This is a genomic window from Nocardia sp. NPDC058499 (assembly GCF_042719915.1).
GTDB lineage: Bacteria > Actinomycetota > Actinomycetes > Mycobacteriales > Mycobacteriaceae > Nocardia.
This window is the reverse complement of sequence record NZ_JBHXMZ010000015.1, coordinates 67,277-80,792: the sequence shown is the minus strand read 5'-3', so window position 1 is coordinate 80,792 and position 13,516 is coordinate 67,277. Positions and strand designations below refer to the sequence as shown.

General features: G+C 66.5%; 15 protein-coding genes and 1 riboswitch. Of the genes, 6 read left to right on the top strand and 9 right to left on the bottom strand.

Annotated elements, in window-relative coordinates; translation table 11 throughout:
* Positions 1-38 precede the first annotated feature (38 nt).
* Positions 39-116, bottom strand: a riboswitch (adenosylcobalamin (AdoCbl) riboswitch).
* 166 nt (positions 117-282) lie between these two features.
* Complete coding sequence (locus ACFWPH_RS31285) at positions 283-480, top strand: helix-hairpin-helix domain-containing protein (protein WP_378755834.1); 198 nt, start codon at positions 283-285, stop codon at positions 478-480.
* 19 nt (positions 481-499) lie between these two features.
* On the opposite strand, the gene ACFWPH_RS31280 is transcribed toward ACFWPH_RS31285, so the two are convergent.
* From ACFWPH_RS31280 to ACFWPH_RS31270, 3 genes are all read right to left on the bottom strand, one after another.
* The gene (locus tag ACFWPH_RS31280) at positions 500-805 is read right to left on the bottom strand and encodes a hypothetical protein (protein WP_378755833.1); all 306 of its coding nucleotides are present in this window, start codon (positions 803-805) and stop codon (positions 500-502) included.
* Positions 806-1,004: 199 nt separating this feature from the next.
* The gene (locus ACFWPH_RS31275; protein ID WP_280415792.1) at positions 1,005-1,220 is read right to left on the bottom strand and encodes a DUF4287 domain-containing protein; all 216 of its coding nucleotides are present in this window, start codon (positions 1,218-1,220) and stop codon (positions 1,005-1,007) included.
* Positions 1,221-1,325: 105 nt separating this feature from the next.
* Entirely contained in the window at positions 1,326-2,270 is a 945-nt protein-coding gene (locus tag ACFWPH_RS31270) for a helix-turn-helix transcriptional regulator (RefSeq protein WP_378755832.1), read from the bottom strand.
* A 93-nt stretch (positions 2,271-2,363) separates the two neighbouring features.
* On the opposite strand from ACFWPH_RS31270, the gene ACFWPH_RS31265 reads away from it, so the two are divergent.
* The 3 genes from ACFWPH_RS31265 (at position 2,364) to ACFWPH_RS31255 (ending at position 5,238) form a co-directional block, all read left to right on the top strand.
* Positions 2,364-2,729 carry a VOC family protein gene (locus ACFWPH_RS31265; protein WP_378755831.1) on the top strand — a complete coding sequence of 122 codons (366 nt, stop codon included), beginning with the start codon at positions 2,364-2,366 and terminating at the stop codon, positions 2,727-2,729.
* A 242-nt stretch (positions 2,730-2,971) separates the two neighbouring features.
* Positions 2,972-4,450: an ABC transporter substrate-binding protein/permease gene (locus tag ACFWPH_RS31260; protein WP_378755830.1), complete on the top strand. Its 1,479-nt coding sequence runs from the start codon at positions 2,972-2,974 to the stop codon at positions 4,448-4,450.
* Complete coding sequence (locus ACFWPH_RS31255) at positions 4,447-5,238, top strand: amino acid ABC transporter ATP-binding protein (protein ID WP_378755828.1); 792 nt, start codon at positions 4,447-4,449, stop codon at positions 5,236-5,238. The genes ACFWPH_RS31260 and ACFWPH_RS31255 overlap by 4 nt, the downstream gene beginning before the upstream one ends.
* Before the next feature lie 116 nt (positions 5,239-5,354).
* On the opposite strand, the gene ACFWPH_RS31250 is transcribed toward ACFWPH_RS31255, so the two are convergent.
* The 5 genes from ACFWPH_RS31250 to glnA all read right to left on the bottom strand — a co-directional run bounded on the left by ACFWPH_RS31250 (position 5,355) and on the right by glnA (position 9,784).
* On the bottom strand, positions 5,355-6,203 hold the full coding sequence (locus tag ACFWPH_RS31250; RefSeq protein WP_378755827.1) for an alpha/beta fold hydrolase: 849 nt from the start codon (positions 6,201-6,203) through the stop codon (positions 5,355-5,357).
* On the bottom strand, positions 6,200-6,934 hold the full coding sequence (locus tag ACFWPH_RS31245; protein ID WP_378755825.1) for a DUF899 domain-containing protein: 735 nt from the start codon (positions 6,932-6,934) through the stop codon (positions 6,200-6,202). The genes ACFWPH_RS31250 and ACFWPH_RS31245 overlap by 4 nt, the downstream gene beginning before the upstream one ends.
* Before the next feature lie 151 nt (positions 6,935-7,085).
* Entirely contained in the window at positions 7,086-7,643 is a 558-nt protein-coding gene (locus ACFWPH_RS31240) for a PIN domain-containing protein (protein ID WP_378755824.1), read from the bottom strand.
* Between the two features lies 1 nt (position 7,644).
* On the bottom strand, positions 7,645-8,103 hold the full coding sequence (locus tag ACFWPH_RS31235) for an excisionase family DNA-binding protein (RefSeq protein ID WP_378755823.1): 459 nt from the start codon (positions 8,101-8,103) through the stop codon (positions 7,645-7,647).
* Between the two features lie 244 nt (positions 8,104-8,347).
* Positions 8,348-9,784 (bottom strand): type I glutamate--ammonia ligase, encoded by a 1,437-nt coding sequence (gene glnA / locus ACFWPH_RS31230; protein WP_378755822.1) that lies wholly within the window; start codon positions 9,782-9,784, stop codon positions 8,348-8,350.
* Positions 9,785-10,042: 258 nt separating this feature from the next.
* On the opposite strand from glnA, the gene ACFWPH_RS31225 reads away from it, so the two are divergent.
* Complete coding sequence (locus tag ACFWPH_RS31225) at positions 10,043-10,573, top strand: RDD family protein (RefSeq protein ID WP_378755821.1); 531 nt, start codon at positions 10,043-10,045, stop codon at positions 10,571-10,573.
* 213 nt (positions 10,574-10,786) lie between these two features.
* On the opposite strand, the gene ACFWPH_RS31220 is transcribed toward ACFWPH_RS31225, so the two are convergent.
* Positions 10,787-11,521 (bottom strand): DUF4191 domain-containing protein, encoded by a 735-nt coding sequence (locus tag ACFWPH_RS31220; RefSeq protein ID WP_378755820.1) that lies wholly within the window; start codon positions 11,519-11,521, stop codon positions 10,787-10,789.
* Between the two features lie 157 nt (positions 11,522-11,678).
* Between ACFWPH_RS31220 and ACFWPH_RS31215 the strand changes: the two genes are divergently transcribed.
* Positions 11,679-13,097, top strand: coding sequence for a M20/M25/M40 family metallo-hydrolase (locus tag ACFWPH_RS31215; protein WP_378755819.1), 1,419 nt, complete (start codon positions 11,679-11,681; stop codon positions 13,095-13,097).
* Positions 13,098-13,516 lie beyond the last annotated feature (419 nt).

The window sequence follows — 13,516 nt, the reverse complement described above, 5'->3', positions numbered from 1 at the left end:
TTCCGAGGTCACACGCCTCGAACCGGAGCCGGACAGCTGAGCGACCTGACTTACGGCACCGAGTCGATGCCGATCACAGTGGCGGGACCGCGCCGGATTCACACCGGACTTCCACCCATGGTTGCTGCCGGGTTGGATGGGACCGGATGATCTTACCGAGTACCGAACTGGACGGTCGAGCGGCAACCCGGCAATCCAGCCCCGCCGGCGAAGTGGGGGGCCCGGATCGAATTCCCGTTCCCGATCACCACCGGCCGGCCCGACCTGGAATACTGACCACGCGTGAGTGCTGCGCAGGACCGTGGCCCGGTCTTCGACGGCGTGAAGATCGGCCGCCCCGCGACCGGTGCGCTGATCGACGCGGGCTACCGGACCCTCGCCGACCTACCGGAGCCCCTCGACGAACTGCTCGCACTGCACGGTGTGGGCCCGCGGGCGGTGCGGTTGCTGGATGCGGCGCGGCGCGGCGAACCCGGCTGATATCCGTTACCCGGGCCGGTCAGTCGCAGGAGTGGCGGCCGAGGTCGGGCCAGGGTGGGCGGCGCAGGATCGCGAGGCTGGTGATCACGGCCGCGAACAGGCCGATCAGCTCGCCCAGTAACGCGATGCGGTTGATATCCACCGCCGGAACCCATGTCGCGGCGCCGTCGCGGACGACGAAAACCCCGGCGGGCCGCATCACCGGGCTGATCACCCCGCGGCGGGCGACGGTGATGACTATCGCGCCGTCGGCGGTCTCGAACGGTTCACCGTAGACCGGTGCGGGTTCGGCCGCCGTGAATCCCAGTCGCTCCCGAATCGCCATGCCGTCGCCCCAATCCCTCGTGACCGGTCTCTGCCGCCACTCTCGTGCCGGTGCGGCGAAGCCTACGGCCCGACCCGCCCGCACGACGGGATTTCGCGCCGCCGCACTCAGCGGCGGCGGCGTCGTTCGGCATGATCCGCGGCGGGCAGGCACCCCTCGTGCGCTTCGGCCGACCCGCCCGGCAGGCTGCCCACAACCCTCAGGCGGCCCATTTCTCGGGATGCAGATGATGCTGGGTGAGTGCGTTGGCATGCCCGTGGCCGAAACCGTGCTCGGTCTTCAGGAATTCGACGAGCTCTTTGTGCGACGACAGCCCGGAATCACGCAGGGCGGCCTTCCACTCCTCGATACTGCGGCCGTACTTCGCCTCGATGGACGGGAAGTAGGACGCGGGGCCTTTCGGCTGTGCGGCCATAGTCGGTCTCCTTGTTCCATACAACGTTCCTCGCATAGGACGGGTCATCGGGCGGAAACTCGTCGGCGATCGAGCTGTGACCCCGACCACATACATCACCGGCTTTCACTGGTACTGCCGGAGCATCGCTGCCGCCAGCTCGCGGATCCGTTCACGCGCCTGCGGCGGGCCGGTCACCAGGAAATCGTCGGCGAACTGCAGAAGTTGCCGCACATCCTCGACGACCCGGCACGCCACACCGATACGCACCCGCCCGCCCGTTTCCGCAGACAGGACCGTCAACCGGGTGCCGAGGATACGTTTCGCGCGTTCCAGCTGACCGGCGGTCAGTTCACCCTCGATCCGGACGGCTCCCGCGGTTTCCCAGCTCGCCGACAGTTCCGCGGCCACCGCCTGCAAGGTCGCCCCGGGCCGCAGTCGCCGGGGCGTGCGCAACGGGCGCCAGCCGGCGACCCGTTCCAGCGAATACAGGCGCGGCCGGGAGGAATGGTCGGCCACGAGATACCAGCGGCCACCCTTGGCCAGCAGACCGTAGGGGTCGACGATCTGCCAGGCCGGCTCGGTCTCGTTCGACCGGCGGTAGTTCACCCGTAACCGGACACCGCGCCGCAGATCACCCAGCAGTTCCGCGGGCCCGATCCCCGCACCGGGCGGCCCGAACCAGGGCCGGTTGTCCGTCGTGACCACCGCATGCGCCGGCAGCAAATTCTCCGGCCGCATCCGCCCCGGCGCCACCTTGCTCCTGGCCCGCCGGCTGTCGGACCCACCACCGAGCTGATCGCGCTGCGCATCGTCGAGCCCGGACAATGCGAGATGGTCGCGTTCGGCCGGGGTGAGCCGGGCGAGGTCCAGGGCACCGCCGGGTAGCAGCGTCACCCCGCCCCCTCTCCCCCGCCGGACCAGTATCGGGAACCCGGCGTCCTGCAGCCATTGCACGTCCCGGAACACCGTCCGCACCGATATGCCCAGTTCGGCAGCCAGATCGGTGGTGGTGACGATTTCCCGGGACTGCAGGGCGATCAGCAGGGAAAAGAAGCGATCCGGCGTCATACCCGAACATTCTTCCGAAAACCTGCCGGATCCTGTCAGGTATGGCAGCGAATCTCGTCTTGTCCACAACAACGGCAAGAGGAGAACACCCCCATGACCACACCGAACATGTTCATCGTGTACGTCCGCGACGCGGCCGCCGCCGCCCGCTTCTACGGCGACCTGTTCGAGATGAAGCCCGTATTCGAAACCCCGCGCTTCATCGCGTTCGACCTCGGCGGCGGCATCCAGCTCGCCGTGTGGAGTGGTGTCGAGGAGGGCTTCTCCTTCACCGGCCCACGCACCAGCGAACTCTGCCTGGCCCTGCCCGGCGGGCCCGAGGAGATCGACAACCACTTCCGGAAGTGGGTCGACAAGGGTGTCGATGTGATCGCCGAGCCCTACGACGAGGTCTTCGGCCGCACCTTCGTAGTCGCCGACCCCGACGGCAATCTGATCCGCGTCGCCCCGGTGGACTGAGACGCCCGAGTGCGGGGCGGTACTCCTGCCCCGCACACCGCGGGCGGTGCCCGGCGGAAAGATCGTTGCACCCACCGGGTCTCCGCACCGGCACCCGCCCCGCCGGTCGGCCATCGGGATGCCCACCGGTACGGAGCGGCCTGCGCCGTATCGCAAGAGGCGACCGGGCCCGCGTTCCGATTCGCACTACGATCTTTCTCCAGTGCCGGTTTCCGGTTCCGGCCGATGCGAGAGGGTCGCCGATGCGACACGTACTCAGAGGCGTGGTGCTGTCTCTGCTACTGGTGCTCGCCGGGGCTACGCACGCAGGCGTAGCGATGGCGCAGGACCCGGATCGACCGGTGGTGAAGGTCGGTACCGAAGGCACCTATCCACCGTTCTCGTTCCACGACCCAGGCGACCGGCAACTCACCGGCTACGACATCGAGGTGGTCCGGGCGATTGCCGACCGGGCCGGTTGGGAACTCGAATTCGTCGAAACACAGTGGGACGCGATCTTTCCCGCCCTGGACTCCGGGCGGATCGATCTCATCGCCAACCAGGTATCGATCAACGACGAGCGCCGGGCGAAGTACGGGCTGTCCGATCCCTACACCTACTCCCGCGGCGTGATCGTCCGGCGCACGGGCGACGAACAGATCCGGACACTGGACGATCTGGCCGGGCGCACCACCGCGCAGTCGAGTACCAGCAACTGGGCACAGGTCGCCCGCGACGCCGGCGCGAACGTCGAAGCGGTCGAAGGGTTCGCACAGGCGGCGGCGTTGCTCACCCAGGGACGCGTCGACGCGATCGTCAACGACAACATCGCCGTGCTCGACTACCTGGCCAGTACCGGGTCCACGGACATCGAGATCGCCGGCGATGCCGGAGCGGAGACCAGTGAGCAGGTCCTCGCCTTCCGGAAGGGCGACGCCGCATTGCTCGACCAGGCGAACCGGGCACTCGCCGCGCTGGCGGCGGACGGGACACTCGCCGCCATCTCACAGAAGTATTTCCGGGCCGATGTCTCGGTACCCGATGGCGGGACCGCCGACCTGTCCGAGGGGCGCGGCCCCCGGAGCACCTGGGATGTGTTGCGCGGGGCGGCGTGGCCGATGTTCGTCGGACTGGTGAAGGTGACGGTTCCGCTGACCGCACTGAGTTTCGCTATCGGTCTCGTGCTCGCGCTACTGGTCGCGCTGGCGCGGATATCGTCCTATCGCCTCCTCGCCGCACCTGCCCGCGCCTTCATCTCCATCATTCGCGGCACACCGCTGCTCGTGCAGCTGTTCATCGTCTTCTACGGGCTTCCGCAGATCGGGTTGAAGTTCGATCCGTTCCTCGCTGCGGTGATCGCGTTCAGTCTCAATGTGGCCGGTTATGCGGCCGAAGTGATCCGGTCGGCGATTCTTGCGGTACCGAAGGGGCAGTTCGAGGCGGCGGCAACGGTCGGTCTCGGGTATGCGCAGACACTGCGCCGCATCGTTCTCCCGCAGGCGACCAGGACAGCAGTGCCACCGCTGTCCAACGCCTTGCTCTCACTGCTCAAGGACACATCGCTGGGCTCGGTGGTGCTGCTGACCGAACTGTTCCGTGAGGCCCAGCTCGCGGCGGCCGAGAGCAACGACTTCCTCGCCTTGTACACGTTCGCCGCGCTGTACTACTGGGTGATCTGCGCGGCCCTCTCCGCCGCGCAGAAACGACTGGAGTCCCGACTCGACAGGTTTGTGGCCAAATGACCGACACCACTGAGCACGACACCGAGCCCGCCCGGATACGGGTCCGAGGCCTCGAAAAGTCCTTCGGCGAGCGGCAGGTGCTGCGCGGCCTCGACTTCGAGTCTCGGCGCGGCACTTCGACCGTCCTGCTGGGGCCCTCGGGTTCGGGCAAGACAACCGTGCTGCGCTCCCTCAATGCACTGGATATCCCGGAGCGCGGGATCATCGGCATAGACGATGTCGAGATCGACTTCGCCCGGCTACCCCGTGGCCGTGCGGGGCGCCGGGAAGCGAGCCGGCTCCGCGCCCAGAGCGGGATGGTCTTCCAGTCCCACAACCTCTTCCCGCACCGCACGGTGCTGGAAAACATCATCGAAGGCCCCGTCGTCGCCCAGCAGCGGCCCCGGGAAGAGGCCGTCGCCGCAGCCGAGACTCTGCTGGAGCAGGTGGGGCTCGGTGACCGTGCGGACGCCTACCCCTTCCAGCTTTCCGGAGGCCAGCAGCAGCGCGTCGGGATCGCCCGCGCCCTGGCCCTGAAACCCCGCGTTGTGCTGTTCGACGAACCGACCTCGTCGCTGGACCCCGAACTGGTCGGCGAGGTGCTCGCGGTGATCAAAGACCTCGCCAACCAGGACTGGACGATGGTGATCGTCACCCACGAAATCCGCTTCGCCCAGCAGGTAGCCGATCAGGTCCTGTTCCTCGACGAGGGCGCCATCGTCGAGCACGGCCCGGCCGACCAGGTTATCGGCGAGCCCCGGGAGGAACGAACACGCCGATTCCTGAAACGCGTACTCGACCCGGGATAGGTTGTCCGTACGGCAGCGATATTCGACGCAGCCGTACGGTTTCGCAAGCCACCGGGGGCAGGTGGCCGCTCGCTCGTGCAGCCACCGCAACGAGAATCGTTCGCGTGCGTAATCCTTCAGAAGAGTTCAGGTGTCGTCGGGGGCACATCGTCGAGGAACGAACGCACCATCGGCACCAGTGCCGCCGACTCCCCGCTGATACCGATATGCGAGGTCGCGGGCAGAATCACCAACCGCGCAGCCGGTGCCTTGTGCAACATCCCCGATGCTGCCGCCTGCTCGTCACCGCCCCCGCGCAGCATGAACATCTGCAACGCATGCTCCGGTTTCACGCCGTCCGCATCACCGACTATCACCATCGTCTTCGCAGAAATCGAACGCATCTGCGCGTCGCTGATGTTCTGGTCTTCGATATTCAGCACTTTCATCTTTTCGATGTAGGTGTCGAAAGCCGTGGGATCCGGTGTGTGCTCCCTGAAGGCCTTCTCGACAGCTGTACCGGCGAACGCTGTCGCGTCGAGACCCGCGATGACCTCCGGTACCGAGGGGTACCAGCCGTCCCTGCGGAAGGTGGCCGACATCGAAACCAGCTTGTCCACGAGTGCCGGGTGGCGGAGCGCGAGCTGCAGCGCGACCCCGCCACCTTGCGAGTAGCCCATGACATCCGCGCGCTCGATATCCAAGGCGCGCAGCAATTCCGCCGCATCGTCGGCGAATTGCTCGTACGACATCGCCCGCGAAGTATCCGGGGTACGGCCGTGCCCTTGCTGGTCGAAGACGATCACCGCCCGCTCACCCGCGAAACCGGATACCCACGACGTCATCGAGTCGGTGGCCATGAACGCGCCGGGTATCAGCAGCAGCGGCGTGGTTTTCGAACTGCCGAGATCACCGTGCACTTCGTAATACAGGCTCAGGCCATTGATCGGCAGGTGACCACTGCGCGAAGGGTTCGGTGCCGTCATTTCGAGCTATCCGTCGCGTCCCGGGAAGCGGTGACCCCCGCATCCGGACCGTACAGCCGGGCAACGTCAGGAGAGTCGAGCCACTTGGAGTAGGTCGGCGATTTCGGCCATCCGTCGGGTGAATCCTGCCATTCCTCCTGACGACCCCACGGCAAGAGATCGACCAACGCGAACGTGTAGCTGAGCTGCTCGGTACCGCGGCCGTTGGTGTGCCAGGTGCGGTAGACCTTGTCGCCGTCGCGGAGAAAGACGTTCACCGCGAAACCGCCGCCGGGCGGTGCGTCCACATCCGCGCCGAACGAACTCTCCGACGACGAATACCAGTCCATCCTGTTGCCGACCTTCGCCTTGTAGGCCAGCGCCTCGTCGATGGGTCCGTTGGTGACGATGACGAAGCGGGCATCGTAGTTGTCGAGCCAGCCCAACCGGACATACTGCGACGTGAGCCCGGTACAGCCGCCGCACTGCCACTCCGCACCATCGGACCACATATGGTTGTAGACGATGAGCTGAGAGCGCCCGTCGAATATGTCGACCAGCCGGATAGGACCGTCCGGTCCGATCAGTGTGTAGTCCGGGAGCTCGACCATCGGCAACCTGCGCCGTTGCGCGGCGATCGCATCCAGTTCACGAGTGGCGGCCTTCTCCCGCTTCCGCAGGTCGTCGAGCGCGGTCTGCCATGTCTGCCGGTCGACGATCGGCGGCAGCGCGCCGGCGGTGTGCTCGGTCATATTTTCTCCCAGAGTTCGGAAATCTGCTCTGGAAGTGATGACCGGAGCCGCACACAGAAATCATCGCTCTCCCGGCGTCCACGAGAATCTTCCGCCCCATACTCGCTTTGTTGAAAAACAGTGGGACGCATTCTTCCCGCCTTGGATCCCGTCAGCGCCCCGAACGGAGAGCAGCAACCGATTCCAGCATTCCCGCTCGATCGAGTGCATCTAGCACGTCCTCGGCGGTTTCCGGAGGGTGGCGCCGCGAATCCGCAATCTGCTGGACACACGCCCACACTCGCCGATCGTCGATGCTGATCTGCTCGAGAAGGAAGTCGTCGGGACTCTTGGCCTCCACGTTCCACGGGTTCAAGCTTTCCAGTGGAAAGTCGGAGAGATTCCACGTGACGATCGTCGACGCGTGGCATTTTATCGCAGCGGCCAATACATGCCGATCATCTGGATCTGGGAGCTTCAGCCCCTCGATCAGTGGTTCGTAGCCCGTAACCAAGCTGTCCGGAACCGCCGCATTCATCAGTACCCGCAGCCGGTCGAGCTTCGCTCGTTGAATCTCCGGGCGGCGCACAGCCAGACTCTCCAGCGCCTCGTCGAGGATTCGTTCAGTCCACTTCGCCTGCACCAAACGGGATCGGGCAACCCGTATCAACATGTCCCGCAGGGTGTTGCCGTAGAGAACGTTGGCGTCGTAGACGACCACGCAAGCCATGTCAGATACCCAGTTCCTGACCCAACTCGGAGAGCTCGTCGGCCGCGGCGCGCCCGGACTCTTCGAGCCGGCGCTGGTAGGCACGAAGGTCGTCGAACCTGACGCGCCGATGAGTGCCCACCAGCCGGAACGGAACCTCACCCGATTCCAGGAGACCGACCAGATAGGGCCGCGAAACGTTCAGCATGTCCGCCGCCTGTTGCGTGGTCAGTTCCGCGTCGGAGGGCACGATGGTGACGCCCCGGCCACTCGCCGCTTCCGCCAGCACGAAGGCAAGCAGATCGACCACAGTGCGTGGCACCACCAAGGCATCATCGCTGCCGACCTCCCGGCCGACCGAAATGATGTCCTCGTCGGGATGCCGAGCAAGATAGTCGCGAATGCGGCGCATAGCCCGCGCAGCGACCTCGGCATCGATCGCACCCGGCTCTATCCGTTTCGCAGTATGTACACCCGTCATGACTTACCTCCATGAACAGCCTAGCAATAAACGAAATAAACGAAACGCATGTCCATGCGATGGTGTGGCCGGACTGAAGTTCTCCGATGTGCTCCCACCTGATCTCACGCCTGCAACCAGGGGATACAAACGAGTCCACCCGCCGAGTGATCTTGCGATCACCGAGCGGGTGGACTCGAAACCTTCTACTGCATATCCACTGCATACCGGAAGCCCGGAGCAGAGGTAGAACCGCAGGTCAGGATCACACGTCGAAGTACAGCTCGAACTCGTAGGGGTGCGGGCGCAGGTTCACGGGGGCGATTTCCTGCTCACGCTTGATGTTGATCCAGGTTTCGATCAGGTCCTCGGTGAAGACATTGCCTTCGGTGAGGTACTCGTGGTCGGCCTCGAGGCGGTCGATCACCGACGACAGGCTGGTGGGGGCCTGCGGGATGTTCTTGGCCTCCTCCGGCGGGAGCTCGTAGAGGTCCTTGTCGACCGGGGCCAGCGGCTCGATCTTCTTCTTGATGCCGTCCAGGCCGGCCATCAGCATGGCGGCGAAGGCCAGGTACGGGTTGCCCGAGGAGTCCGGCGCGCGGAACTCGATGCGCTTGGCCTTCGGGTTGTTGCCGGTGACCGGGATGCGGACCGCGGCGGAGCGGTTGCGCTGCGAGTACACCAGGTTGATCGGGGCCTCGTAGCCGGGGACCAGGCGGTGATAGGAGTTCACGGTGGGGTTGGTGAACGCCAGCAGCGACGGGGCGTGGTGCAGGATGCCGCCGATGTAGTGGCGGGCCAGGTCCGACAGTCCGGCGTAACCGGCCTCGTCGTGGAACAGCGGCTTGCCGTCCTTCCACAGCGACTGGTGGGCGTGCATACCCGAGCCGTTGTCGCCGAAGAGCGGCTTCGGCATGAAGGTGACGGTCTTGCCCTCGGCCCAGGCGGTGTTCTTGACGATGTACTTGAACAGCTGCAGATCGTCGGCCGCGGCCAGCATGGTGTTGAACTTGTAGTTGATCTCGGCCTGACCGGCGGTGCCGACCTCGTGGTGGCCGCGCTCCAGCTCGAACCCGGCGTTCTGCAGGTTGGTGGAGATCTTGTCGCGCAGGTCGACGTAGTGGTCGTAGGGGGCCACGGGGAAATAGCCGCCCTTGTTACGGACCTTGTAGCCGCGGTTGGGGCTGCCGTCGGGGTTGGTCGCCGCGCCGGTGTTCCAGGAACCGGAGATGGACTCGACCTGATAGAAGGCGCCGTTCATCTGCGAGTCGTAGCGGACCGAGTCGAAGATGTAGAACTCGGCCTCGGCGCCGAAGAACGCGGTATCGGCGATACCGGTGGAGCGCAGGTACTCCTCGGCCTTGCGCGCGATATTGCGCGGGTCGCGGGAGTAGGCCTCGCGGGTGAACGGGTCGTGCACGAAGAAGTTCATGTTGAGCGTCTTCGCCGCCCGGAACGGGTCGATCTGCGCGGTGCTGAAATCGGGCAGCAGCAGCATGTCGGACTCGTCGATGGACTGGAATCCCCGCACCGAGGAGCCGTCGAACGCGAGGCCCTCCTCGGCGAGGTCGGCGGTGAACGCCTTCGCCGGGATGGAGAAGTGCTGCTGTACACCGGGCAGATCGCTGAACCGGATATCGACGTATTCGACATCCTGATCCGCCATGTACTTGATGACCTCGTCGGCCGTGCTGAACGTCACTTAGCTCTCCTTACGGATAGATCCCAGCCAGTATCGAGTGCGGGGCGTCGCGATCCGACGGTATGGACAGGGTGTTTCCCGGCCGTCAAGGGTTTGTTTCGCCAGTGTTACACGTGCCGCACGGCACGTGTCGTCGGCCACGCCACGGACATTACCGCGCCCCATACCGTCCGGACAGGCCCGCCGGACCGGCACGCAGGCCGTTGTGCTCGGCGACCGCCCGATATGCCGGAAACGGCGAGGCCTATCCTGGGGTTCATGGCACGTGCTACCGGATCCTGGCTCACCGGCCCCACCGAGACACCGGGCGATCCGGAACCGAGCGAATACGCGGGCGAACATATCGGGCTGCCCCGGTCCGGCGCGGGATCGCTGGTCGGGATGGCCCGCCGGATCACGGCGATGGCCGTCGACTGGGTGATCGCCATGGGGATCGCGGCGCTGATCGTGCGACCCAACCCGGATCGGATCATCGCCGAGACCGAACTGCCGGCGGGCGTCGCCGAGCCGACAGCGTTCGAGGCCGTATCGGGGGCATTGAGCACCCCGACGTGGCTGGTGTGGATGGCGATCGGCCTGGTCGCGGTGGCGCTCTTCGGTTTCACCCCGGGGCAGTACTTCCTGCGGTTGCGGGTTATCCGGATCGACGCACCGGTGCGGGTAGGTTTCCTGCGCGCGCTGGCCCGGCAGGTCCTGCTGACCTTCGTGGTGCCGGCACTGTTCACCGACGGCGACGGGCGCGGTATGCACGACCGCGCCACCGGCACCGCAGTAGTCCGCACGCGCTGAGCTGTATCTATGGCGCCGCCTCCGGCGGCGCGGGGTTCGGGGCCCCTGAGGTCTCGTTCTTCACTCCGCCGCTCCTCCGCTTCGCTCCCCCGCTCTGTCGCTCCAGAACGAGACGGGCCCCGAACCATGCTGGTGAACAGTCCGGGCAGGTACAGCGGAGATGTGCCGGGTCGGCGATCCGGCGAGCCATAGGACGGCGAGCGGATTACCTACTTACCTGCGGCGGATGGTGCGTTGCATACCGCGCATCTTGGCGTTCGTCGGCATCGGGCCCTTCGGCATCGCCGGGCCGCCGCGGGCGCTGAGGGCGCTGAGCCGGCCTTCGATCTGGTCCATCCGCTTGGTGTCGATATTGCGGGGCAGCTTGGTGAGGTAGCGCTGCAGTTCCTTGAGCGGAACCTGGCCTTCCTCGTTGCCGACCGTCACGTCGTAGATGGGGGTGTCGCCGACGAGCCGGGCGGTGCGCTTCTTCTCCTGCGCGAGCAGCGTCCGCAGCCGCTGGGGCGAGCCCTCGGCCACGAAGATCACGCCGGGCAGCCCGATCACCCGGTGCACGGCGTCGAGTTGGGTGGTGGCGGCGACACCGTTGCTGACCCGCCATTTGCCCTGCAGGTTGTCCAGCACCCAGGCGGCGGCTCCGGCCTGGCCCTCGGCCTTGCCGTAGACGGTTTTCTGTACGCGCCGGCCGAAGATGATGAAGGCGAACAGCACACCCAGCAGCAGGCCCAGGGGCAGCAGGAACCACTGCACATCGAACAGGAAACCGATCCCGAACAGCACCAGCGTGGTGATCACCACGGCGCCGATCAACAGCGGCAGCAGCAGTTTGTCCTCTTTGCGCTGCATCTGGAACGCCTGCCAGATCTGCTGACGACGTTCCTTCGACTGCTGTTTGCGCGCCGCTTTCGCCGCGGCCTTCGCCTCTTTGTCGGGCTTGCCTGCTGCCATGACTCCTACAATAATGCCCGCACCCGAGCCGCCGGTCACGGGACGGGCAAGCCATCCGCGCCGGTCGCGGCATCCGCCCGCCCACCACCGGATCAGCGGCGGCGGGTCGTACCGGCTTTGCCGGGACGCCGGCCGGCCGGGCGAGGACAATACAGGGATGTCCACCAACCTCGAGGCCCGTCCGTCGTCCGGCGACCCGGTCGACGACGCCACCGCGGAACGGCTCGCGGTGGCGCTGCGCTGTGTCACCGTGTCGCGCGAGGAGGTCGCCGCATCCGATGCGGGGCACGACTCGGCCGAGGCGCAGACCTCGCTCGATACGGAGTTCCGCCGGCTCGGCGCCCACCTGGAAGGGTCCTTCCCGCGGGTGCATGCCGAACTGGAATTGGAGAAGTTCGGGCACAGCCGGCTCTACACCTGGCGCGGGGTCGACGACACCCGGACCGCCGCCCTGCTGCTGGCGCACCAGGATGTGGTCCCGGCGGACGAACCCGCCCGCTGGACCCACCCGCCGTTCGCGGGTGTGGTGGACGAGGAGTTCATCTGGGGTCGCGGCGCGATCGACGACAAGAGCCGGGTGCTGGCGATCCTGGAGGCCGCCGAAGCCGCGCTGACCGCGGGGCTTCGGCCACGGCATACCGTCCACTTTGCCTTCGGCCACGACGAGGAAGTTTTCGGCGATACCGGTGCGGTGCAGATGGCGGACCGGTTGCGTCGCCGCGGCGTGCGGGCGGATCTGCTGCTGGACGAGGGCGGCGTGATCACCGACGGGATCGTCCGGAATGTCCGGGTGCCGGTGGCCACCATCATGGTCGGCGAGAAGGGTTATGCCACGGTCCGGCTGTCGGTCACCGATTCGGGCGGGCATTCGTCCATGCCGGGACGGCAGACGGCGATCGGGCGGCTGGCCCGGGCGGTGAGCCGGATACAGGACCATCCGATGCCGCTGCGGATAACACCCGTGGTCACCGATATGCTCGCCCGCCTGCGACCGCATCTGCCCGCGGCCGAACGCCGCCTATTGGGATTCGCCGGGGCGGCGGCGCCGGTGGTCGCCCGCATCCTGGCCGCGACCCCGCAGACCGAATCGCTGGTGCGCACCACCACCGCGCCGACGGTGATCCGGGGCGGGGTGGAGGCGAATGTGCTGCCGCAGCAGGCGGAGGCGCTGATCAATTTCCGGATCCTGCCCGGCGACACTGTGGAGTCGGTGCTGGCGCACTGCCGCCGGACGGTGCGTGACGCACAGGTGTCGATCGAACTGGTGGGGATGTCGGCCGAACCCTCCCCCGCGCCCACGCCGGGACCACAGTTCGACCTGATCGCCGAACTCACCCGGCAGGTGGCGCCGGAGGCCGCCGTGACCACCGGATTGGTGCCGGGTGCCACCGATTCCCGGCACTACGACGATCTGGCCGCGACCCGCTGCAATTTCGCGCCGATCCAGCTCACCGCCGCGGATCTGGAGCGGATTCACGGAAACGACGAGCGGCTGTCGCGGGTGAACTACGCCCGGCTGATCGACTTCAACCGGCGCCTGTTCACCGCGCTCGCCGAGCCGGATCGGACGCGCTGACACGGCGGGCGAAGTCCGCGCCGGGCGATGATCCTGATCGGCCGACCAGGCCATCGGATAAGCTCACCCGCATGAGTGCGGGTGTTTCGAGTCGAAATTCTGTGGTTCGGGGCACCCTGGTAGCGAAATCGCCATCGCGATAGCCATTCCGACGATCGCCGCCGTCTCGGTGCGCGGTAGCCAGACTGCGCTACCGTCCACCGCCTCCAAATCGGATGGATTCACCTCCGGGGCCGATCCCGGAGAGTCCGCCGCTGCCTGACTGATTCCACACAGCGCAGCGGCACGGCCGCGCACAGATTTCTGTGGACTTCACACCACCTGGCGATCCGTCGCTGTGCCAGGCCTTTCGCGGCAGCCACTGCCTTCTGCCCATCGGGATGTCCGGATGCCACGCGTCCGGACATCCCTTGCAGGGC

Bases quoted from the DNA above. Each gene is read 5' to 3' on its own strand.
- ACFWPH_RS31220 (WP_378755820.1), bottom strand. From the start codon at position 11,521: ATGGCAGCAGGCAAGCCCGACAAAGAGGCGAAGGCCGCGGCGAAAGCG.
- ACFWPH_RS31245 (WP_378755825.1), bottom strand. From the start codon at position 6,934: ATGACCGAGCACACCGCCGGCGCGCTGCCGCCGATCGTCGACCGGCAG.
- ACFWPH_RS31265 (WP_378755831.1), top strand. From the start codon at position 2,364: ATGACCACACCGAACATGTTCATCGTGTACGTCCGCGACGCGGCCGCC.
- ACFWPH_RS31250 (WP_378755827.1), bottom strand. From the start codon at position 6,203: ATGACGGCACCGAACCCTTCGCGCAGTGGTCACCTGCCGATCAATGGC.
- ACFWPH_RS31225 (WP_378755821.1), top strand. From the start codon at position 10,043: ATGGCACGTGCTACCGGATCCTGGCTCACCGGCCCCACCGAGACACCG.
- ACFWPH_RS31240 (WP_378755824.1), bottom strand. From the start codon at position 7,643: ATGGCTTGCGTGGTCGTCTACGACGCCAACGTTCTCTACGGCAACACC.
- ACFWPH_RS31260 (WP_378755830.1), top strand. From the start codon at position 2,972: ATGCGACACGTACTCAGAGGCGTGGTGCTGTCTCTGCTACTGGTGCTC.
- ACFWPH_RS31280 (WP_378755833.1), bottom strand. From the start codon at position 805: ATGGCGATTCGGGAGCGACTGGGATTCACGGCGGCCGAACCCGCACCG.
- ACFWPH_RS31275 (WP_280415792.1), bottom strand. From the start codon at position 1,220: ATGGCCGCACAGCCGAAAGGCCCCGCGTCCTACTTCCCGTCCATCGAG.
- ACFWPH_RS31270 (WP_378755832.1), bottom strand. From the start codon at position 2,270: ATGACGCCGGATCGCTTCTTTTCCCTGCTGATCGCCCTGCAGTCCCGG.
- ACFWPH_RS31235 (WP_378755823.1), bottom strand. From the start codon at position 8,103: ATGACGGGTGTACATACTGCGAAACGGATAGAGCCGGGTGCGATCGAT.
- ACFWPH_RS31255 (WP_378755828.1), top strand. From the start codon at position 4,447: ATGACCGACACCACTGAGCACGACACCGAGCCCGCCCGGATACGGGTC.
- ACFWPH_RS31215 (WP_378755819.1), top strand. From the start codon at position 11,679: ATGTCCACCAACCTCGAGGCCCGTCCGTCGTCCGGCGACCCGGTCGAC.